This is a genomic window from Brenneria izadpanahii, from assembly GCF_017569925.1.
Classification (GTDB): Bacteria; Pseudomonadota; Gammaproteobacteria; order Enterobacterales; family Enterobacteriaceae; genus Brenneria; species Brenneria izadpanahii.
The window spans coordinates 3,352,433-3,373,125 of the sequence record NZ_CP050854.1 but is presented as its reverse complement, the minus strand read 5'-3'; the positions used below and the strand labels follow the sequence as shown (position 1 = coordinate 3,373,125).

General features: G+C 52.7%; 15 protein-coding genes. 9 read left to right on the top strand and 6 right to left on the bottom strand.

The window, feature by feature from the left end; all coding sequences use genetic code 11:
• The first annotated feature begins 183 nt into the window (after nt 1–183).
• Both cuyA and cuyB read left to right on the top strand, forming a co-directional pair.
• Complete coding sequence (cuyA, locus tag HC231_RS15065; protein WP_208227437.1) at nt 184–1,194, top strand: D-cysteate sulfo-lyase; 1,011 nt, start codon at nt 184–186, stop codon at nt 1,192–1,194.
• Nucleotides 1,194–1,934, top strand: coding sequence for a cysteate racemase (cuyB, locus tag HC231_RS15060; protein ID WP_208227435.1), 741 nt, complete (start codon nt 1,194–1,196; stop codon nt 1,932–1,934). The genes cuyA and cuyB overlap by 1 nt, the downstream gene beginning before the upstream one ends.
• Before the next feature lie 64 nt (nt 1,935–1,998).
• On the opposite strand, the gene HC231_RS15055 is transcribed toward cuyB, so the two are convergent.
• Nucleotides 1,999–3,339 (bottom strand): anaerobic C4-dicarboxylate transporter, encoded by a 1,341-nt coding sequence (locus HC231_RS15055; protein WP_208227433.1) that lies wholly within the window; start codon nt 3,337–3,339, stop codon nt 1,999–2,001.
• A 1,077-nt stretch (nt 3,340–4,416) separates the two neighbouring features.
• Nucleotides 4,417–4,680: a sigma factor gene (locus HC231_RS15050; RefSeq protein WP_246494530.1), complete on the bottom strand. Its 264-nt coding sequence runs from the start codon at nt 4,678–4,680 to the stop codon at nt 4,417–4,419.
• A gap of 159 nt (nt 4,681–4,839) precedes the next feature.
• Here HC231_RS15050 and HC231_RS15045 point away from each other — a divergent pair, with 159 nt between their 5' ends.
• The 3 genes from HC231_RS15045 (at nt 4,840) to ygjG (ending at nt 8,375) form a co-directional block, all read left to right on the top strand.
• Nucleotides 4,840–4,998, top strand: coding sequence for a hypothetical protein (locus HC231_RS15045; protein WP_208227431.1), 159 nt, complete (start codon nt 4,840–4,842; stop codon nt 4,996–4,998).
• A gap of 175 nt (nt 4,999–5,173) precedes the next feature.
• Nucleotides 5,174–6,598, top strand: coding sequence for an aminobutyraldehyde dehydrogenase (gene patD / locus HC231_RS15040; protein WP_208227430.1), 1,425 nt, complete (start codon nt 5,174–5,176; stop codon nt 6,596–6,598).
• A 370-nt stretch (nt 6,599–6,968) separates the two neighbouring features.
• On the top strand, nt 6,969–8,375 hold the full coding sequence (ygjG, locus tag HC231_RS15035) for a putrescine aminotransferase (protein WP_208231355.1): 1,407 nt from the start codon (nt 6,969–6,971) through the stop codon (nt 8,373–8,375).
• A 114-nt stretch (nt 8,376–8,489) separates the two neighbouring features.
• Here ygjG and HC231_RS15030 read toward each other — a convergent pair whose 3' ends face one another.
• Nucleotides 8,490–10,034 (bottom strand): carboxylesterase/lipase family protein, encoded by a 1,545-nt coding sequence (locus tag HC231_RS15030; protein WP_208227428.1) that lies wholly within the window; start codon nt 10,032–10,034, stop codon nt 8,490–8,492.
• Between the two features lie 555 nt (nt 10,035–10,589).
• On the opposite strand from HC231_RS15030, the gene fusA reads away from it, so the two are divergent.
• From fusA to HC231_RS15015, 3 genes are all read left to right on the top strand, one after another.
• The gene (fusA, locus tag HC231_RS15025; protein ID WP_208227426.1) at nt 10,590–12,692 is read left to right on the top strand and encodes an elongation factor G; all 2,103 of its coding nucleotides are present in this window, start codon (nt 10,590–10,592) and stop codon (nt 12,690–12,692) included.
• Nucleotides 12,693–13,353: 661 nt separating this feature from the next.
• Nucleotides 13,354–14,856, top strand: a complete 1,503-nt coding sequence (proP, locus tag HC231_RS15020; RefSeq protein ID WP_208227425.1) for a glycine betaine/L-proline transporter ProP — start codon at nt 13,354–13,356, stop codon at nt 14,854–14,856.
• Between the two features lie 327 nt (nt 14,857–15,183).
• The gene (locus HC231_RS15015) at nt 15,184–16,389 is read left to right on the top strand and encodes a CobW family GTP-binding protein (protein ID WP_208227423.1); all 1,206 of its coding nucleotides are present in this window, start codon (nt 15,184–15,186) and stop codon (nt 16,387–16,389) included.
• Here HC231_RS15015 and HC231_RS15010 read toward each other — a convergent pair.
• Entirely contained in the window at nt 16,386–16,613 is a 228-nt protein-coding gene (locus tag HC231_RS15010) for a hypothetical protein (protein WP_246494529.1), read from the bottom strand. The two genes, HC231_RS15015 and HC231_RS15010, sit on opposite strands and share 4 nt — an antisense overlap.
• Before the next feature lie 72 nt (nt 16,614–16,685).
• On the opposite strand from HC231_RS15010, the gene dksA reads away from it, so the two are divergent.
• The gene (gene dksA, locus HC231_RS15005; RefSeq protein WP_246494528.1) at nt 16,686–17,111 is read left to right on the top strand and encodes an RNA polymerase-binding protein DksA; all 426 of its coding nucleotides are present in this window, start codon (nt 16,686–16,688) and stop codon (nt 17,109–17,111) included.
• Nucleotides 17,112–17,135: 24 nt separating this feature from the next.
• On the opposite strand, the gene HC231_RS15000 is transcribed toward dksA, so the two are convergent.
• Both HC231_RS15000 and HC231_RS14995 read right to left on the bottom strand, forming a co-directional pair.
• Entirely contained in the window at nt 17,136–18,596 is a 1,461-nt protein-coding gene (locus HC231_RS15000; RefSeq protein ID WP_208227421.1) for an AMP nucleosidase, read from the bottom strand.
• Nucleotides 18,597–18,897: 301 nt separating this feature from the next.
• The gene (locus HC231_RS14995; RefSeq protein ID WP_208227420.1) at nt 18,898–20,676 is read right to left on the bottom strand and encodes an ABC transporter permease subunit; all 1,779 of its coding nucleotides are present in this window, start codon (nt 20,674–20,676) and stop codon (nt 18,898–18,900) included.
• Nucleotides 20,677–20,693: the final 17 nt, after the last annotated feature.

Sequence of the window (20,693 nt, the reverse complement as noted above, 5' to 3'; positions counted from 1 at the left end):
CCGCGCGATACATGGTATATTCAATTTCGTCGCTTTTATATCCGTCAACCTTTCGGACTGCGAACGTGTTGACGTTGTTGCCCGGCTTCGTTGGGGCTTGTCCCCGGGAAGACGAATGCGATGAACGCATTTCCCTGAACGATCATCCTAATCGGTAATTTGACCTTATTTAAGGAGAGTTTCATGCATCTTGCCCGTTTTCCCCGGCTGACGTTGGGACATTTCCCAACACCGTTGGAGGCCTTGCCTGCGCTGTCCAAATATCTGGACGGCCCGACTATCTACATCAAGCGCGATGATGCGACAGGGCTGGCGACCGGCGGCAACAAAACGCGGAAGCTGGAGTTTCTGTTGGCCGACGCGTTGCAGCAGGGGGCTGACGTCATTATCACCCAGGGCGCCACGCAATCTAACCACGTTCGGCAAACTATTGCCGCCGCGTCAAAACTGGGGCTGAAAACAAAAATCCTGCTGGAAAAACGCGTGGAGGACTACGGCGAAGACTATCAGCGCTCCGGTAATATTTTGCTGGATAACCTGTTAGGGGGCGAAATTATCGATCACCTGCCGGCAGGAACGGATATGCAGCAGGCAATGGAGGATCTGGCGGATACCTTGCGCAAGCAGGGAGCCAAGCCTTATGTCATTCCCGGCGGAGGGTCCAACCCCATTGGCGCGCTGGGTTATGTCGCCTGCGCGGAGGAATTGCTGTTTCAGTCCAGTCAGCAGCGTTTGCGCATCGATCATATTGTTCATGCGACCGGCAGTACGGGAACGCAGGCGGGCCTGGTGACGGGATTAACCGCCACCAACAGCCAGATTCCCTTGCTGGGAATCAGCGTGAGGGCGCCGCGGGAGAAGCAGGAGGAAAATGTGTATGCGTTGGCTCAGCGAACCTGGCAACTGTTGGGCATTGCCGGTGAAGTTCCTCGCCAGGCGGTGAAGGTAAACAGCGACTATGTGGGCAAAGGATACGGTATTCCGACCGAGGGCACGCTGGAAGCTCTGACCTTGCTGGCGCGCTTGGAAGGGATTCTGCTTGATCCGGTCTACTCCGGAAAAGGCATGGCCGGACTGATCGATCTGATTCGCAAAGGGCATTTCCGGCGCGATGAGAACATCGTCTTTATTCATACCGGCGGCTCTGCCGGGCTGTTTGGCTACCGTCAACTCTTTGAGCAAGCCGATCTCTGATGAGCGCTCAACGGGAAAAGCCGATCTTGATCGGGGTATTGGGCGGCATGGGGCCGCTGGCGACGGTGGACCTGTTGCAAAAGATTATTGAGGAAACGCCTGTATCCCGCGATCAGGATCATGTGCCGGTGGTGGCCTGGAATGTGCCGCAGATCCCCGACCGTCAGCAGGCGCTGGCCGGAACGGGCGAATCGCCGTTGCCTGCGCTGTTGGCAGCCATTAGCCAGCTGAATCGCCTTTCCGTCAGTCATATTGTTATTCCCTGCAATACGGCGCATCACTGGTTTGACGCGTTGTCATCAGCGAGCGATGCTCCGTTGATCCATATTGCCGATGCGACACTGGCTTCCGTGGCGTCTGAGGTGAAAAACCGGGAGACGGAACTGCAAAAAGTTGGATTGATCGCCACGCACGGCACGCTTGCCGCCGGGTGGTATCAACAGCGGTTTGCCGCGCTGGGCGTGGAGACGCTGACGCCGGATGAACAGGAGATGACGACGCTTTTTGTTCCAGGTTGTTATGCGGTAAAGCGCGGCGAGTTGCAACAAGGGGGGGAGTTGCTTGAGCAACTGGTTCGGCGGCTTGTCGAGCGTGGCGCGCAGCGGCTGGTTCTGGCCTGTACCGAAGTGCCGCCGGCGTTGACGGCGGTCAATTCGCCTTATTTAGATATCAGTCTCGATCCCACCAGGGCGCTGGCCCAGGCCTGCGTGCGGGAATGGCAACGCTCGGATACCGAGTAGGTTAAAATAAAAAGCCGTCCGGTTATGCCGGACGGCTCTCTACGGGATTCCGCAAACCTGGCGGTTATAGGAAACCGTACATCGCTGCAAATATCCAACCGAAGACGCAGGAAGTACCGACTCCGATCAAACCTGGGAAAATGAAGCTGTGGTTAATAACGAAACGTCCAATCTTTGTTGTGCCTGAACGGTCAAACTGGATTGCCGCCAGATCGCTTGGATAGGTCGGCAGAATGTAATAACCGTAACAGGCCGGCGCGGAAGCAACGATATAAGCCGGATTAACGCCGATTGCCAGGGCAACGGGCACAATCGCGGCCAGCGCTGCGGCCTGCGAGTTAACGAATTTGGACACGAGCAGCAGAATAATGGCATAAGCCCACGGATATTCTTTTACCAGCGTGCCCAGCGTGGCTTTAATCTGTTCCAGATGCGCGCCGAACATGGTTTCCGCCATCCAGGCAATCCCATAAACGGCAACGATGGCAATCATACCTGAGCGGAACACCTCGTTTTTGGAGATGGACGCCGGATTGGTTTTGGTTACCATGATGATGATGGCGCCCGACAACAGCATAAACATTTGGATAACCAGCACCATGGATAGGGGCTTGCCATCAAATGACGGACGTAATTCATCTATCGCGCCCAGCGTTGCTACTGCCGCAATGGCGGCCAAAAAAATCCACATGGCAAGCCAGTAGCTTCCCGGCAGTTTTTTGTCCAGCAATGTGGCGGTGTCGCCATAAACGTAATGTTTATTTTCAGGTACTGAGATAAATTTCTGAAACTCAGGATCCTTATCTAAATCTTTACCCCTGAACCAACTGAAGATACCTACTGCCAGAATACCAATCAGAGTAGACGGGATGGTAATCGACAGTAAGTCAAGGAACTCTAGATGTTTGCCATGGAACGTGAAGTTCGCCAGCATCGCAACTAGAGAAACAACGGCGACGGATACCGGACTGGCGATAACCCCCATTTGCGCGCCGATGGAACTGGCGGCCATGGGCCTTTCCGGACGGATATTATTTTTGATGGCGACATCATAAATAATCGGCAGAATGGTATAAACCACATGGCCGGTACCGCACAAGATGGTCAGAATACAGGTAACGAACGGCGCAATAATCGATACATATTTAGGATTACGGCGCAGCAGGCGTTCTGCAATCTGTAACATGACATCCAGACCCCCTGAGGCCTGAAGCGTCGCTGATGCTGCTACTACGGCGATGATCACCAGCATAACATCAACCGGTGGTCTGCCAGGTTGGAGTTTAAAGACGAATACCAGAATAACGAGCCCTATACCGCCTAATAACCCCAGCGCGATACCGCCTTTTCTAGCACCGTAGAAAAGACAGATTAGGACAATGACTAGCTGAATGATGAAATCCATATATATATACCCCATTGCTCAAAATGACGGGTTGATTAATAGGTTGCCTTACCCTCATCACGGCTACTATATGAATTACTGGTTATTTATTTTTTTGATCCATGTCTATTATTTTTTATGTTTCTCGCTTTTATTTCAAATAAAAGAGCTAGCTCTCAATAATTATTAAATTTTGATTTTTTTAGTTTTTTAATTATGAGTTTAGTTTCTAAATTGAAATTGAAAATCAATGAATTATATTTGTCTTATTATGGGTTTATATATTGCATAACCAGTATAAAAATGTTTTATTTTTGTTGTTAATTGGTTTTTATTTTGAATTGATTAAGTTTCATCCTTTAGCTTAACAACCATTCGTTATGTGAGGTTAATCAATTATTAGTGATTGATAATGTTTATTTTATTGATTTTGTTAGAAATTTGTTTTTATAACGATAAGATGGCTTGTCGTAATTAAATGTCAATTATCACATATTTTCAATATTCCAATTAATAATAACAAATGGATATCTATAATTGTTTTTTATCTAATGCTCGATTTACCTCTCTGATTTTTATTTTTGTGGAAATGGTGTTTTGAAATAAATAGCTTGATTGTGGTGGTTTCATAAGTTTCAAAACGGCGCTTACATATGATCTCCGAATATTGGAATTTACCCGCGCGGCGGTTGAAAACGTTTCGGGTGATTAGACAAACGCAAAGCGAGAGAAGGGCGTGGATGATGTAACATGAAGGCGGGTTTGTTTTTAAATGGCATCGCTTAGCCTTAATAAAAATAACGTGCTAACTGATATCGCATGGCGTTATCAGGCCATCAGCATAATCGAGTGATATGAAATCATATATAGCGCGCTCTGTTCCGGGCGTATTGAATGACATGCAACTCATTGTTTCACCTGTTGTTATTATGCTGCGCGGGCAGACCGCGGGCTGCTCACCTTTAGGTTATGCCGCGTTCCCTTCCCGTTAGGGAAGTTGCGGGTAATGCACGGCATCGCGGTTTATACGCGGTTAAAACCGATATTCCAAATTGGTGAACGGGCTTGCCGTCGTTCGGTTACCTGCGGGTGTGACGCCTACCATCGCTTCTTTGGCCGAGTCGCTGTTGGCTTTGCCGTAGAAAATATCCAGACCATAGTTGGCCTGCAGATTATGGTTTTAAACAGATAGGCCTTCTTATCAACAACGTCATCTTTCTGTTCCAGCCGTTGCGCCAAGCGTAAAAAACTCTCCTGTACCAAATCTGCCGCGGCCTGCGGATCGCGAATTTTATGATCGAGATACTTTTCCAACCGCTGAGCATAATGGCTGAAAAGAATTCTGAGTTCAGACGCCGACATCCAACTTCCCGTCAGGCAAGACGGCCCGAGTCATTAAAAGTAATGTAACTGATAACCATTATCATACATGGTCGGCGAGATAAATGTTCTTAAGTTGGCGTAATGTCGCGATCGACTACACTTATCTGATCCCCTCTATCTCAAATTAAGGAGCCCACTATGGCTAATACCGATCCCAAAGATGTCACCGTCAGCGAAGGGCTTGCCAAGATGCGGGAAGCGGCAGACAAACTCACCGAAGAGGAAGTGGCCGAGTTGGCTGAGGAAGCCAAAAAGGCGGTAATTGAATCGCAGGAAGCCGCCGCCAGAAAACGTTAACCATGCCGTTCTAGCAGATGGCGAATAGCCATACGCGGACGAGGCGATATTCGCTACGGTCCGCCAGTGTTGTCCCCAACCGAAAAAGTGGCAGATATTTTGCACGTGTCTTTTATAAGTGAAGAACCAGTAAGTAATGAAAAACCACTGATTTTCTGTTTATAAGGGAAGTGTTATGCACGATAAATTGCTCATAGATGGTAAGCAAGTTGCGGGTCAGGGTGAAGCGCTGGCGGTTTTTAATCCCGCTAGCGGAGAGCAAATCGCATTGATAGCGCAGGCTGACCTGCGGCAGGTCGATGCAGCCGTGCAGGCGGCGGATGCGGCGTTTGCGCAGTGGGGGAAAACCACGCCCAAAACGCGCTCTACCTATCTATTACAAATCGCCGACGTGATTGAGGAACATGCCGAGGAGTTTGCCCGGCTGGAGTCCCTTAACTGCGGCAAACCCTATCATGCGGTGTTGAATGATGAAATACCGGCCGTCGCCGATGTGTTCCGGTTTTTCGCCGGCGCGGCGCGTTGTCTGAATGGTTCGGCGGCGGGCGAATACCTTGAGGGCCACACCTCAATGATTCGGCGCGATCCGGTGGGCGTGGTGGCGTCTATCGCTCCGTGGAACTACCCGCTGATGATGGTGTCCTGGAAGCTGGCGCCGGCGCTGGCCGCAGGCAACTGCGTGGTGCTGAAACCGGCGGAACAAACGCCCTTGACCACCTTTTACCTGGCTCATCTGGTGGCGGATATTTTGCCCGCCGGCGTGCTGAATATCCTGTTTGGCAACGGCGCTGACGTGGGCAATGCGCTTACCGGACATGAAAAGGTGCGAATGGTTTCCCTGACGGGGTCGATCGCCACTGGCGTAAACATTATTTCCAATACCGCGCCCAGCGTAAAGCGTACGCATATGGAGCTGGGCGGCAAAGCGCCGGTGATTGTCTTTGACGACGCGGATATCGAGCAGGTTGTCGATGGCATTCGCAGCTTTGGTTTCTATAATGCCGGTCAGGACTGTACCGCGGCCTGCCGCCTCTATGTGCAGCGCGGCGTCTATGATCGGGTCGTGGCGGAGTTGGGAAAAGCCGTGTCTACGTTGAACATGGGCGATCCGATGGATGAAAATACCGAACTGGGGCCGTTGATTACCGAGGCGCAGTTGGAGAGGGTAGCGGGTTTTGTCGAACGGGCGAAAGCGCTGCCGCATATCACCGTAGCGACCGGCGGCGAACGGCGAGCAGGGAAAGGATATTACTTCCTGCCGACCGTGCTGGCGGGCGCCCGTCAGGAAGATGAGATCGTCCAGAAAGAAGTTTTTGGTCCGGTGGTTTCCATCACCCCGTTCGATGATGAAGAGCAGGTGGTCGGCTGGGCTAATGATTCCAACTACGGGCTGGCGTCGTCGGTTTGGACCAAAGATATCGGCCGGGCGCATCGTTTGGCGGCCTCTCTGCAATACGGTTGTACCTGGGTTAATACCCATTTTATGTTGGTGAGCGAAATGCCGCACGGCGGACAAAAACTTTCCGGCTACGGCAAGGATATGTCGATATACGGTCTGGAAGATTACACCATTGTCCGCCACATCATGATCCGCCATTAATTTACCCGCCTGAGCGCATAACGCCACATTACCTTATGTTTTTACTGAGGTAATGTGGGTTATTTAGCTATTTCCCAACCGGTCATATTTCCCTTGGTAGAGACGCTGCATTTTTATGGTTTGATTGCACCGAAATGGGGCTGATTGCTCGATGGTGGTGCGATTGGACGAATTTTAACCATGTTTTTTTGGCACAGGACGTTTGTATTAGTGTTTAATTCTGGCCATAAAGTTTTATTTTTCTTTTTATTTTGGTTTTATATGCCCTGGTAGATTTTAATCTTTTATTGCTTTTAGGGGCGGTCAACTGGCGTGTTATGTGCATTAATTAGATTGATATCATGTGATATCAGTTTTCAAGGAGCGCATTTTGTCCAGATCAAAGTCAAACGTCAACCCGCTAGAGTGTACTCAGCAGGCATTGCATTGGATTAAAAGCGAAAAATTGACCACTGATGAAGTGGCTGCATTAAACAAAGATGTTCTAACTTCCTTTCGTGAATACGTTAACCCAGGTTTTCTGGAATACAGAAAATCAGTCACTTCCGGGGGCGAGTATGGCGCAGTAGAATGGCGCGCCAGTAGCCCGAATACATTGGTCGATACCTTGGGAAATGAGTACCTGGATTGTCTGGGCGGCTTTGGTATCTTCAGCGTAGGTCATCGAAATCCCACCGTTATCGCTGCCGTAGAGCAGCAACTTGCCAAGCAACCTTTGCATAGTCAGGAGCTTCTTGATCCACTGCGGGCGATGCTGGCAAAAACGCTGGCGGCATTAACGCCGGGTAATCTTAAATATAGTTTTCTTAGCAACAGCGGCACGGAATCGGTTGAAGCAGCGCTGAAACTGGCCAAAGCCTATCAGTCCAAACGTGGCAAATATACATTTATCGCCGCATCGGGCGCGTTTCACGGTAAGTCGCTTGGCGCGTTATCCGCTACCGCGAAAGCTGAGTTTCGCCGTCCTTTCATGCCTTTAGTTCCTGGTTTTCACCATGTTCCTTTCGGTGATATCAACGCTATCAGGAAGCAGGTTCATCAATGCCAGAAGACCGGAGATGACGTAGCTGCCATTATCCTTGAACCTATTCAGGGAGAAGGCGGCGTAATTTTACCACCGGATAATTACTTGCCTGCAGTCAGAGCATTATGTGATGAGGTTGGGGCATTGCTGATTCTGGATGAAGTTCAGACCGGCATGGGTCGCACGGGCAAGATGTTTGCCTGTGAGCATTATGGCGTTCAGCCCGATATTCTTTGTCTGGCTAAAGCCTTGGGCGGCGGCGTGATGCCTATCGGCGCGACGGTGGCGACGGAAGAAGTATTCTCCGTGCTGTTTGAGAATCCGTTCCTGCACACCACGACGTTTGGCGGTAACCCGCTGGCTTGTTCCGCGGCTTTGGCCACCATCAATGTGTTGCTGACCGAAAAGTTACCTGAACGGGCCGCGCAGCAGGGCGCTTTCTTGCTGAACGGGTTGAAGCAACTTGCCGCCGGCTACCCGGAGTTGATTTCTGAAGTTCGTGGTCTTGGTCTGTTGCAGGCCATCGAGTTCAAGAAAAACGAAATCGGCTATGCATTTGCGAAAGAGCTTTTCCATCGCAATATTTTGGTCGCCGGTACTTTGAATAACTCCAAATCAGTTCGGATTGAGCCGCCGCTTACCATCACTCACGAGCAATGCGCTCGGGTGCTGAAGGAAGCCGGCGAGGTGTTAAAAAAGCTCAAGAGTATGGTGACGGAAGAAAATAGAATGAAAGAATACGCCGTCGAGTAAGACGGCGATACTGGCATACAGCATTTTCTTTACGTTATTCCGAAAGCCAGTCGGCTATAGGCCGACTGGCTTTTTCGTTTCATTAATCCGTTGCGGGCCGAGCAGCTATAACTTTCAATGCGCATTCTGCTCCGTCAGTTTCTCCACTAAATCCAGACGGGTTTGCCAGGGATCGGCTTGCTCTTTGGTGTGCTCCGCTCCGCTGGCCGGGATGATCAGAATGTTGTCTTTTTGCTGGCTATAGCGATTCCATGGCGGCAGATCCCCGGCGCTTGGCTGACCGGTTCGGGCAAAGTTAACCCAGTACTGATGCGCTTGCCGGGCGACGGCCCGATCTTTGGCCGTGACCTTATCCGCATAACGCGCGTTCAGCGTGTTAAATACGTAAGGGATCTCGCTGGCATGTACGGCTGCCGGCCATTGATCGCGCATGCTTTCCGCCACATAGCCAAAACGGTAGTGCCAAACCGGAATGCCGGTCTTATCCCAGATGCGAGCGACGAAACGAGCGGGTTCAACCATAAAAGCATCGCTGGCGATTGCCTCTGCGACAGCTTGAGGCGTCATCCCCTGATAGGCTAGTCTGGCTTTTGGCCGTTCGGCATCGGCGAAAACCGCAACGGCTTCATCCAGCGAGGTGGCTTTAGGGGGAAAGCCGATATCGGCATCGGTTGCGCCAATCATCAGCGGAACGTGCTGAAATGCGCCCCGACGATAAAGATCTTGCGGTTCTCCGACGATCACTTTGCCATCAATCATCGGGCCGGAGTAATCCGCCGACATCATTGTCGCCATGTTCAGCCCATTGACGATTTTATCGGCCGGGATTTGGCGTAAGGCATCCAGGGCTTTTTCATCTTCACCGCTGATGCCGTTTGCTTGGGCGAAAGCCAGACCGGCTTTTTCCGCCTGCTGCCACTCCTGTTTCGGCACCATATTCTGCCTGCCGGAGCCGGATTGAATAATGGCTTTTTGAAACAGTCCCTTGGCTAAGTCGGTGGTGAGCATAGAGCCGACGGAAAACCCACCGGCGGATTCGCCGAACAGCGTGACGTTTTGCGCATCGCCATGAAAGGCGGCAATGTTTTTTTGCACCCATTGCAGCGCCGCGATCTGATCCATCAGGCCGTAATTGCCGCGCAGCGGTTGATTAGCCAAGGCAGGATGCGCAAAGAAACCGAAACGGCCGACGCGATAGTTAAAGCTGACGAATACCACGCCCTGGCGCGCAAACTCTTCACCGGAATAGACGGCGGGTGACGAACCGCCGTTGACGAAACCGCCGCCATAGATCCATACCATGACCGGCAGCGGCCCATTAGTGTTAGCCGGGCGCCATACGTTGACGGTCAGACAATCTTCGCTGAACCCGACGCCGAGCGGAGCGGCATCGCCGGGAAACGGTTCCTGCATACAATCTTTACCGTATTCCAGCGCCGGTCGCACGTCCGTCCAGTGCTGTACCGGCTGCGGCGGCTGCCAGCGCAGCTCTCCCACCGGGGGAGAGGCAAAAGGAATGCCTTTGAAAACATCCACGTCTTGAATCGTCGTTCCGGCGACGCGTCCGCTATCCAGCGTAACCTCCGGTCCGTTGGCAAAAGCAGAATAGCTGGCTGACGATAGGAGGATCATCAGTCCGGCGGCTAGTGATTTATTCATCTGTCTGTCCCTCTTAATGCCAAAAAGTAAACAAGCTCCGGGAGACGACCTGAAAAGCGGCGTCAGGCGGCGCTCAACGCAAAAAAAAACCTGTCATGCACGATCTCTATGACCGTGCATGACAGGTTCGCCTTTAGTTGTTCAGTCACGCCCTGTAAACCTATTTTATAGAGGGCCGGTATGAGGATGACAATACCCGCGATCGGTATATGTGATACACCCTTCATCTTTCTCGTTGCCGGTAAAAAAGCATTGTGTGCCTGGTATTAGCGAAGCATCGATTTCAACACTGGAAAAGAGGAGGGTAGTTGACTGGGTAGCGCGCGAATAATAAGCGCCTTCTTACGGCAAAAATTCCCTGAACGGTAATAATCATCAGAAGGGAGGGCGATTCCTTCCGGAAGGCATGGTGATAGAAAGTGAAAATCTATTGCACAAATAGTTCGCATATACCCGTACAATAGGACTATATTGTTTATCGATAATCAATATCGAGTTCTGCCGCAGACAGTTAACTGCCAGCCCAGAATTAGTTTAGCTAATTAAGGATGTTATATGGCACGCACAACCCCCATTGAACGCTATCGTAATATTGGTATTTCCGCCCACATTGATGCCGGGAAAACCACTACCACGGAACGTATCCTGTTTTATACCGGGGTAAGTCACAAGATGGGCGAAGTACATGATGGCGCGGCGACGACAGACTGGATGGCGCAGGAACAAGAGCGCGGCATTACCATTACGTCTGCGGCGGTTACCTGTTTTTGGCAGGGCATGGATCACCGTTATCCCCAGCACCGGATCAATATTATCGACACCCCCGGACACGTCGACTTCACTATTGAAGTCGAACGCTCGATGCGCGTGCTGGATGGCGCGGTGATGGTATACGACTCTGTCGGCGGCGTGCAGCCGCAGTCGGAGACGGTATGGCGGCAGGCCAATAAATATCATGTGCCGCGCTTGGCGTTCGTTAACAAAATGGACCGCCCCGGCGCCAACTATTTCCGTGTTTATCAGATGATGATTGACCGGCTGAAGGCCAATCCGGTGCCGATCGTTATTCCGATCGGCAGCGAAGAGCACTTTACCGGCGTGGTCGATCTGATCAAGATGCGCGCCATCATCTGGGATGAAGCCTCACAAGGCATGGTCTTCAGCTATGAGGCTATCCCGGACGATTTACTGGCGACCGCCCAGGAGTGGCGGGAGAAGATGGTCACGGCGGCGGCAGAGGCTTCCGATGAACTGATGACCAAGTATCTGGACGGCGTGGCGTTGAGCGAAGAGGAAATTACCCTTGGCCTGCGTACTCGCACCATTGCCGGTGAAATTCAGCCGATGCTGTGCGGCAGCGCGTTTAAAAATAAAGGGGTGCAGCGTATGCTGGACGCCATCATCGAACTGATGCCCTCGCCGCTGGATATCCCGCCGGTCAGCGGAATTGATGAAAAAGGCAAGACGGTGGCGCGCCATGCCGATGACAATGAAAAATTCTCGGCGCTGGCGTTCAAACTGATGACGGACCCTTATGTCGGTCAGCTAACCTTCATCCGGGTCTATTCCGGCGTGCTGAAAAAAGGCGACAGCGTGTATAACCCGGTGAAGGGTAAGAAAGAGCGTATCGGCCGTATCGTTCAGATGCATGCCAACGCCCGTCATGAAGTGGATGAGATCCGGGCTGGGGATATCGCCGCCTGCGTCGGTCTGAAAGAGGTGACCACTGGAGAAACCCTGTGCGATCCGGATGCCGTACTGACGCTGGAGCGTATGGAGTTTCCCGATCCGGTAATTTCGCTGGCGATCGAGCCGAAAACCAAGGCCGATCAGGAAAAAATGGGGATCGCGCTGCAGCGGCTGGCGTCGGAAGATCCGTCATTCCGTCTCAGAACCGATGAAGAATCCGGTCAGACCATCATTTCCGGCATGGGCGAACTGCACCTGGAGATCATCGTCGACCGCATGAGGCGCGAGTTCGGCGTGGAAGCCAACATCGGCAGGCCGCAGGTCACCTATCGTGAAACGATACGCAGCAAGGTGACGGATGTGGAAGGGAAGTTTGTCCGCCAGTCCGGTGGTAAAGGGCAGTATGGCCATGTGGTGCTGACGGTCGAGCCGCAGGAAGCCGGCAAAGGCTTCGCTTTTGAAGATGCCACCAAAGGCGGAGTGGTGCCGCGTGAATTCATTCCGTCGGTGGAAAAAGGCGTACGTGAGGCGATGATGACCGGCGTATTGGCGGGGTATCCGATTGTCGATATTAAAGTTACGCTGACCTTCGGCTCCTACCATGAGGTGGACTCCTCGGAAATGGCGTTCAAGATGGCGGCGATTATCGGCTTCCGTGATGCGGTCAAACGCGCCAATCCGGTGATTCTGGAGCCGGTCATGAAAGTGGAAGTTGAAACGCCGGAAGAGTATGCCGGCAGCGTAATGGGCGACCTATCCTCCCGCCGCGGTCTGGTGCAGGGGATGGAAGAGATGATCGCCGGACGGATTATCCGCGCCGAGGTGCCGCTATCCGAGATGTTCGGTTATTCCACCGCATTACGGTCGATGTCTCAGGGGCGGGCAACCTACACTATGGAGTTCAAACACTATGTGGAAGCGCCGCGCAATGTGATGGATGAGATTATTGCCGCCCGCGGCTCACGGTAGCGCGGTATGTTATCCGGCCAGCCGTAATGGATAATAACCCCGCTACGTCTTGATTGATGAATCCCCGGTTCCCACGGAGAAAGGTTGCTCTGTGGGAACATTTCCTCTATCTGTGAATCCGTATTAAAACGCCGACTGATTTGCGATTCCCACGCAATCGGCGCGCGCAAAAAACTTATTGGATCTATATCGGAAAACAGCATTACAACGCTTTTGCGTCATGAGCGTTTTTAGCTGAGCGAGCTTGAATTGGTTGCGCCAATAACGGCAAACGCCGACCCGTCGGTTTGAACAATATAATGACAACTGTAAAAAGCCAAATTAGCTTTATGGTGAATATTTCTTCTAATTGGTGGAATTATAACCGCCTCGGCCTATTTTAAAAGCGTATAATTATATTTCAAAAGACATTGGGATTTTTGGAGCATGATTTCTATTGCGTCTGGCGTGTTGTTAAATTTCCAGAATTATCATTCGGATATAATAAGCAAAGAAATTATTGTCTTGATGTTCTTATCGGCACGCCGCGGCGGTAGATGGTAGCTCATGTAGCGCAGCGGGATTCATTTTTTAAAATACTCTATAATCAACGTCGAATTACTATGACAGCTTATATATACCATTTTATGAGCGGTTATTTTTTAAACGGAGGATGTCATAAATGGTATTAAGAAAGAAACGAATGGAACCAATGAAAATACAGGACATTACCATTATTGACGATGCCAAGCTGAAAAAAGCCATTACGGCTGCGGCGCTGGGTAATGCAATGGAATGGTTTGATTTCGGCGTATATGGTTTCGTCGCCTATGCGCTTGGCCGGGTATTTTTTCCCGGCGCCGATCCTGGCGTGCAAATGATCGCCGCGCTGGCGACGTTTTCCGTTCCTTTTCTCGTCAGGCCGCTGGGAGGAATATTCTTTGGCGCCATGGGCGATAAATTTGGTCGCCAAAAAGTATTGTCAATTACCATTATTATTATGGCGGTCAGTACATTCTGTATCGGGTTGATACCGTCGTATGCCTCAATCGGCATTTGGGCGCCGATCTTATTGCTGATTGCAAAATTGGCTCAGGGATTTTCCGTCGGCGGCGAATATACCGGCGCCGCGATATTTGTCGCTGAATATTCGCCAGACAGAAAGCGCGGATTTTTAGGCAGTTGGCTTGATTTCGGTTCGATTGCCGGCTTTGTCTTAGGCGCGGGCGTGGTGGTATTGATCTCATCCATTGTCGGCGAAGCCAATTTCCTTGAGTGGGGATGGCGAGTCCCGTTCTTTATTGCCGGTCCTTTGGGGCTGATCGGTATCTATCTGCGACATGCGCTGGAGGAAACGCCCGCTTTTCAACAGCATTTTGATGCTATCGATAAAGAGTCGAAGGACAGCTTACAGACGGCGCCAAAGACCTCTTTTCGCCAGATTGCTTCTACCCAGTGGAAAAACCTACTGCTCTGTGTCGGTATCGTGATTGTCACCAACGTCACTTATTACATGTTACTGACGTATATGCCGAGCTATCTGTCACACAGCCTGCATTATTCCGAAGACCATGGCGTAATGATTATTATCGCGGTGATGATCGGTATGTTGTTTGTACAGCCGGTAATGGGGCTAATGAGCGACCGCTTTGGCCGTAAGCCGTTTATCGTCTGCGGCAGTATTGGGTTGTTTGTTTTAGCCATCCCGAGCTTCATGCTGATTAACAGCGACGTGATTGGCTTGATTTTCTGCGGGCTGTTGATTCTGGCCGTATTGCTTAACTCTTTTACCGGCGTTATGGCGTCTATTTTACCGGCTATGTTCCCCACGCATATCCGCTACAGCGCGCTGGCGCTTTCATTCAACATCTCCATTCTGATTGCCGGTTTCACCCCCACGGCGTCGGCATGGCTGGTGGAATCAACCAAGAATCTCTATATGCCGGCCTATTATTTAATGGTGATTTCCATTATTGGTCTGGTCACGGGGATTTTGATGAAAGAAACGGCCAACCGGCCGCTGAAAGGCGCGACGCCTGCGGCATCCGACCGGGCTGAAGCGAAAGAGCTGCTGCAGGAGCATCACGACAATATTGAACAGAAAATCGAAGATATTGACGAGCAGATCGCCGAATTGCAGAAGAAAAGAAAAACGCTGATCGATCAGCACCCAGAAATAAATTAGTTTGATGAATAATTAAACTGCCTCCTGGCGTTGAACGGAGGCAGTTTTTTTATTCATATCTATCCAGCCGATTTCAGGCTGCATCCAATAAATTTCAAATTGCAGAAAGCCGGCAGCGGCTTTCCGTTGATTCAACCGCCGTTTTCACGGTCTGTCCGGCAACTATCCGCTTTTGCGCTATCCCATTCGGCGTATTATGGAAAATATAAATGTTATGTTATAACATATCCATTGCGTTCCGCCGCATGGCGTTTTAGTCATTGCCGGGCGGAGCGCGGATAAACCTGTCTGCAATGTTTAACCGCTAACGGATAGCCGAGTGCATCAATGAACAAAATTCCGCTGACCATATTGAACGGCTTTTTGGGCGCGGGGAAAACCACCTTGCTCAAAAGTCTGCTGGCGCAGGCGCATCAATACGCCATGCCGATCTGCGTCATCGTTAACGATATGAGTGAACTGGATGTGGACGGCGTGCTGATCGCCAATACTGAAATCGTCGATAAGCGGAAACGCAATCTTATCAGTATCTCGGACGACAATATCAGTAGCGCCGACGGTATTGCCAGATTGGATCGCGCGCTGGCCGATATGCTGGCGGAAAACACGCCGGCGCATATCGTGCTGGAAACATCCGGCAGCAGCCATCCCTTGCCGCTGATCAAATACTTACGCGCTCATCCCTCCGTCGCGCTAAAAGGGGTTATCGCGCTGGTGGATGCCATCATGCTGGAGCAGGATTATGCGGCAGGAACCGCGCTGCTTCCTCGTTTACGGAGTAATTTGGCGAGCGGAAAACGCAATATTGATAATTTACTGGCGGAGCAAATCATGTTTTGCAGCCAGCTGCATTTGACGAAAGCGGATCGCCTGTCGGCGGAGCAGGTGAGAGACATCGCTCAGGCCATTCATCCGCTGAATCCCTACGTCGCTATCCTCTCTTGCCAATGGGGCAATGTCAGGCTAAACGATTTACTCTCCTTGCCGGACTATGATTTCCATCGCGTCGAAAAACTGATTACCGAGCTGGAGGCGGAAGTGGAGACGCCGACGCCTAACGGCAGCCCGCCTTATGATATTGAGTCTCGCGTGATTCACGACGATCGGCCGTTCCACCCGCAGCGGTTGTGGCAGGTTTATCACCAGCGGCTCGGCGCGGGAATTCATCGCAGTAAAGGGTTTTTTTGGCTGCCGGGCCGAGACGATCTCGCTCTGCTGTGGAATCAGGCCGCCGGCGCCATCGGCCTGGAATTCATTAGCTACTGGAAAGCGGGAATACTCAACCATCAGGATAACGGGCTGAGCCAGTCTGAACGGATGATATTGCAACAACAGCTGGCAAATCAGCCGGGACGCTTTGGCGATCGCTGTTGTCGTTTGACGGTTATCGGTCAACGGCGGTCGTTGGCCTATTTTGTTTCAGCGCTGCAAACCTGCTTCCTGACGGAAAATGAAATCGCATATTGGCAGCGGGGCGGAGAATTTTACGATCCCTGGCCTAAACGTGTTGTGAAATTGAGGAATCGCGTTTAGCGACCTATGCTTCTTAACTGTGTGCAAAAAGGGCAGCCGCAGCCATTAATGGAGACGGCGCTACATACGCCCGGATGAATAGTTTGTATAGTCATTGCTGGCGATTGATAAAGGGCATTCTCGATATTATTTGCTTCGCCGGAAGGCGCAATCTTTGCCTGAAAGGCGGGAGCTTTTGCCGCAACGAGTAAAAGGAACAGCAGGTAGGCGTGTTTTTGCATCATGGCGGCCTGTTATTAGTCATTTTTAGTTGTTATAACATAACAAAATTGTGGATTCTATCTTTGGAGCCAAAGATGCCAAAATCAGTACCAGAAGAATTAGATATTCTGACCATGCCGTCGGAAGATTACATGAACCAGCAGCAGTTGGATTTCTTCAAAAACCGGCTTAACGCGGAGCGCATCGCGTTGCTCAATCATATCGATGAGCTTAAAAGCAGTATTCAATTCAACGAACAGTCCGGGGATGACGGGGATAAAGCGACCAGAGAGGAAGAACTGAGAATGTTATTCCGTCAGATCGACCGCGAAAGCCGGTTACTGCCGAAAATTGATGCGGCATTGCTGCGGATACGTAACGGCGAATATGGTTATTGCCGTGAAACCGGGGATCCCATCGGTTTGCGCCGCCTGCTGCTAAGGCCGACGGCGGAATTAAGCATTGATGCGAAAGAGACGCAGGAACTTAAGGAGCTATCGCGCAAAAGTAGCAGGCAGTGAACCCGAAAGCCCACTGCCGCGGTTTTAACGGAAAGGCGGCTCGTTGAAAGTACGCAGTTTGCGTGAATGCAGACGGTCGCCCTCCGCGCGCAGCAGATCGATAGCGCAGATACCGATTTGCAGATGCTCCGAAATGGCGCCCTCATAAAAACGGTTGGCCTGACCGGGCAGCTTGATTTCACCGTGCAGCGGTTTGTCCGAAACGCAGAGCAGCGTGCCATAGGGCACCCGGAAGCGGTAACCCTGCGCGGCGATCGTCGCGCTCTCCATATCAACGGCGACCGCGCGGCTGAGGTTAAAGCGCAGCGCGGAGGCCGAATATCTCAGTTCCCAGTTGCGATCGTCGGTGGTGACTACCGTACCGGTGCGCAGCCGCTGTTTCACTTCCTCGCCGGGCATGCCGCTTACCATCTTGGTGGCGTCATACAGCGCGCGCTGTACTTCGGCGATGCTCGGAATGGGAATATCGGGCGGCAGCACCGAATCCAGAACATGATCGTCGCGCAGATAAGCGTGAGCCAACACGTAATCGCCGATCGACTGGCTTTCACGCAGACCGCCGCAGTGGCCGATCATCAGCCAGGCGTGGGGACGCAGTACGGCGAGATGATCGCAGATGGTTTTGGCGTTGGACGGCCCGACGCCGATGTTGACCAGCGTAATCCCTTTGCCGTTGCGCGAGATCAGATGGTAAGCCGGCATCTGATGTTTTTTCCAGGTAAGGTCGGAAACGGTCTGTTCCGGCTCCGGGGTTTCCCCGGTAATAAGGATGTCGCCCGCGCAGGCAAGCGCTTCATAGGGGCTATTCGGATCCGCGATCTGCTTACAGGCCCACAGCACGAATTCATCAACGTAGCGGGTATAGTTGGTAAAAAGAATAAAAGGCTGAAAATGTTCGACCGCCGTACCGGTATAGTGCCGTAGCCGCGCCAAGGAAAAGTCGGTTCTCAACGCGTCGAAGTGCGACAACGGGGAGGTGGTGGTGGCGTGGAATAAGCCGTCGGCGGTCTCATCGCCGATTTTAGATAACTCGGTGGTCGGGAAATGTTTGGCGATCCCGGCGCTCATCGAGCGATCGAGGATCAAATCCGAGCCATCCAGAACGTAAGGGAAGGGGATCTCCTGCTGCGAGGGAACGACTTCGATACTGGCCGCATATTCTCCTTCCAGCAGGCTTAACTGCTCTTTCAGATAGTGGCGGAAAAACTCGGGGCGGGTAATGGTGGTTGAGTAGTTGCCCGGCCGGGTAAAACGGCCGTAAGCCCGGTGCTTAGGGTGACCTGCCGATTCGCCGTCCCATTTGACGCGCAGTTCAGGATAGGCGAAAAGCCCCGCGGCACGCGCCTTCGCGTCAGGTAACTTACCGTGATTGATAAAATCCCCTATTGCGTCACGCAGTGCCGCAACAGCACTGTTGTACAACGCTTCCAGTTTATCAAGCGCCTCAGCGGTCGTGAGGTTTGTTCTGGATCCGTTGTTATGCATATTTTCTCCTCTCATTGGCATTGGTTTTCAATTATTCAACCGAGTGTCGAACTGAAAGTGAGTATATACCCTTCGTCCTCCGGCCGCAGCGGCGCGGCTTCTCACCGATAGCGCAGGCTTCACTAAATAAAATAGTGCATCAGCTTTTATTTTTAGCGATCTTTCCTATCCCGAGGATGCGGCTAGTCGGCAATTATTACTGGCAGAGGCTAAAGCGTTGTCCTTTGCGCCTGGCGCGATCTTGCCAACGTAATGATTATTTTCACCCGCCGTCTCGCCTTTTAAACCATGCAGCAACGAACTAACGCTTGGCCCGGCCAGACAGATTGGCGGCGCTGACCGCCAGCACCGACAAAATGCTCAATGCGGCGGCGGGCGCCAGTACGCCCCAGAAAGCCCGTTCGATATACGGCATGCCTTCCGCCAATACGCGGCCCCACTCCGGCGTCGGCGGCGGCGCGCCTAATCCTAAAAATCCCAGCGAAGCCAGCGCCAGCGCGATGCCCGGCAGGCGCAGCATGGCGTGACGGAATAACGGTCCGATCAGCGCGGGCAACACATAAAACAGACTGCGGCGCACGGGGCCGACGCCGATTACCGGCAACATGCGAATGTAGGGGCGAGCGCCGATTTCAGACACTAATGCCGCGGTGTGCGCCGCCAGCGGCGCCCAACTGACGGCGGTTACCGCCACCGCCGCGCCCGTTGACGACGGACCGTTGATCGCCGCCACCAGCAGACCGGCAATCACTGGGGGCAGGGCATTGGTTACTTCCACCGGGCCGATAAACAAGCGCGGGAACAGACCGATAAACAGCCCAATCGTCAGGCAGGCCAGCGCCACCGCCAACGCCAGCATGCAGGTGTTCAGCGTGCCGTGAGCGACGCGGGCCAGCAGATCGCGCCCCATGGCGTCGGCGCCGAACGGCAGCGCAAAAGAGGGCGGCTGCAAACGCAAAAACTCGGACGTATAGGGATCCCGCGGCAGCCCAGCGATCAGCAATACCAGCAATATCAGCAGACAGACTAGCGGCAGCCAGGCGGCATAGCGCGATGCCGTCATTTGATTCTCTTCCGGCACCGGCATCGCGCCATTGTTCAGCGCGCGCCCAAGGATCAGCAACCGTACTCCGCCAACGGCTATACCGGCTATCGATGCGATGAGCAGTAAAATCAGCACGCCCGCCTGCAGCGCGGGGAGATCCTGCGCCGCCGCCGCGCCCAGCGTTGCCCGGCCAAGACCCGGAATGGCGAAAACTTTTTCTACGGCGATGGCGCCGCCGGTAAGCGAGACTAAAACCAGCCCCACCATCGGCATCACGCTCGGTAATGTGCGTTTCAGCACCGCCAGCGCAATGTGTCGGCGGCTGATGCCCGCGACGCTCCAGGTTGTCAGCCAGCTTTCGCTGAAAGTCGCCGCCAGCGCATCGGCAATAATGCGGCCGAGGTAGCCGCCGGCGGGAATCCCCAACGCCAGCGACGGCAATACCGCATAGTGCAGCCCGCGCCAGCCGTAGGGCGGAAACCATTGCAGCCAGACCGCCCCGATTATCAGCAGAAACGATGCCAGCAGAAACTCCGGCAGCGCGGTGAACATGGCGGCGAAAAGCCCGTTTGAGCGGCGTATTCGGCCATGTAATCCCCGCCGGAACGTGTTGGCGCACAGTATCGCCGCCAGCGAAAAGGCCACCAGCGCGGCCGATGCCATCAGGGTCAGCGATACCCCCGCGGCCTGCAACATTCCCGGTAAGACCGGATGGCCCGATACCCATGAGTTTCCCGCATCGCCATGCAGTAAGCCGCTAAGCCAGTTAGCCAGCAGCTGCAACGGCCCCTGATCCAACCCCAACGAGCGGCGGATGGCATTCAGGGTTTCCGCCGTGGGCTCCTGATCGCCGGAGCGGGCGCGCAGCAAGGCCAGCGCCGGATCCTTTCCCGAAAGCCACGGCAATACGCCAATCAGCACGATAATCGCCGCCAGCGTCATCAGGCGGGAAAAGAGCGGGATCAGCATACCGTAGCGGGCATTCCGCGTCCGGCCGATTTCGGCGCAGGTGCGGCAATATATGGTTTCACTCATAGCGGTGTTTCACTCGT

Bases quoted from the DNA above. Each gene is read 5' to 3' on its own strand.
- cuyA (WP_208227437.1), top strand. From the start codon at position 184: ATGCATCTTGCCCGTTTTCCCCGGCTGACGTTGGGACATTTCCCAACA.
- cuyB (WP_208227435.1), top strand. From the start codon at position 1,194: ATGAGCGCTCAACGGGAAAAGCCGATCTTGATCGGGGTATTGGGCGGC.
- HC231_RS15055 (WP_208227433.1), bottom strand. From the start codon at position 3,339: ATGGATTTCATCATTCAGCTAGTCATTGTCCTAATCTGTCTTTTCTAC.
- HC231_RS15050 (WP_246494530.1), bottom strand. From the start codon at position 4,680: ATGTCGGCGTCTGAACTCAGAATTCTTTTCAGCCATTATGCTCAGCGG.
- HC231_RS15045 (WP_208227431.1), top strand. From the start codon at position 4,840: ATGGCTAATACCGATCCCAAAGATGTCACCGTCAGCGAAGGGCTTGCC.
- patD (WP_208227430.1), top strand. From the start codon at position 5,174: ATGCACGATAAATTGCTCATAGATGGTAAGCAAGTTGCGGGTCAGGGT.
- HC231_RS15030 (WP_208227428.1), bottom strand. From the start codon at position 10,034: ATGAATAAATCACTAGCCGCCGGACTGATGATCCTCCTATCGTCAGCC.
- fusA (WP_208227426.1), top strand. From the start codon at position 10,590: ATGGCACGCACAACCCCCATTGAACGCTATCGTAATATTGGTATTTCC.
- proP (WP_208227425.1), top strand. From the start codon at position 13,354: ATGGTATTAAGAAAGAAACGAATGGAACCAATGAAAATACAGGACATT.
- HC231_RS15015 (WP_208227423.1), top strand. From the start codon at position 15,184: ATGAACAAAATTCCGCTGACCATATTGAACGGCTTTTTGGGCGCGGGG.
- HC231_RS15010 (WP_246494529.1), bottom strand. From the start codon at position 16,613: ATGATGCAAAAACACGCCTACCTGCTGTTCCTTTTACTCGTTGCGGCA.
- dksA (WP_246494528.1), top strand. From the start codon at position 16,686: ATGCCAAAATCAGTACCAGAAGAATTAGATATTCTGACCATGCCGTCG.
- HC231_RS15000 (WP_208227421.1), bottom strand. From the start codon at position 18,596: ATGCATAACAACGGATCCAGAACAAACCTCACGACCGCTGAGGCGCTT.
- HC231_RS14995 (WP_208227420.1), bottom strand. From the start codon at position 20,676: ATGAGTGAAACCATATATTGCCGCACCTGCGCCGAAATCGGCCGGACG.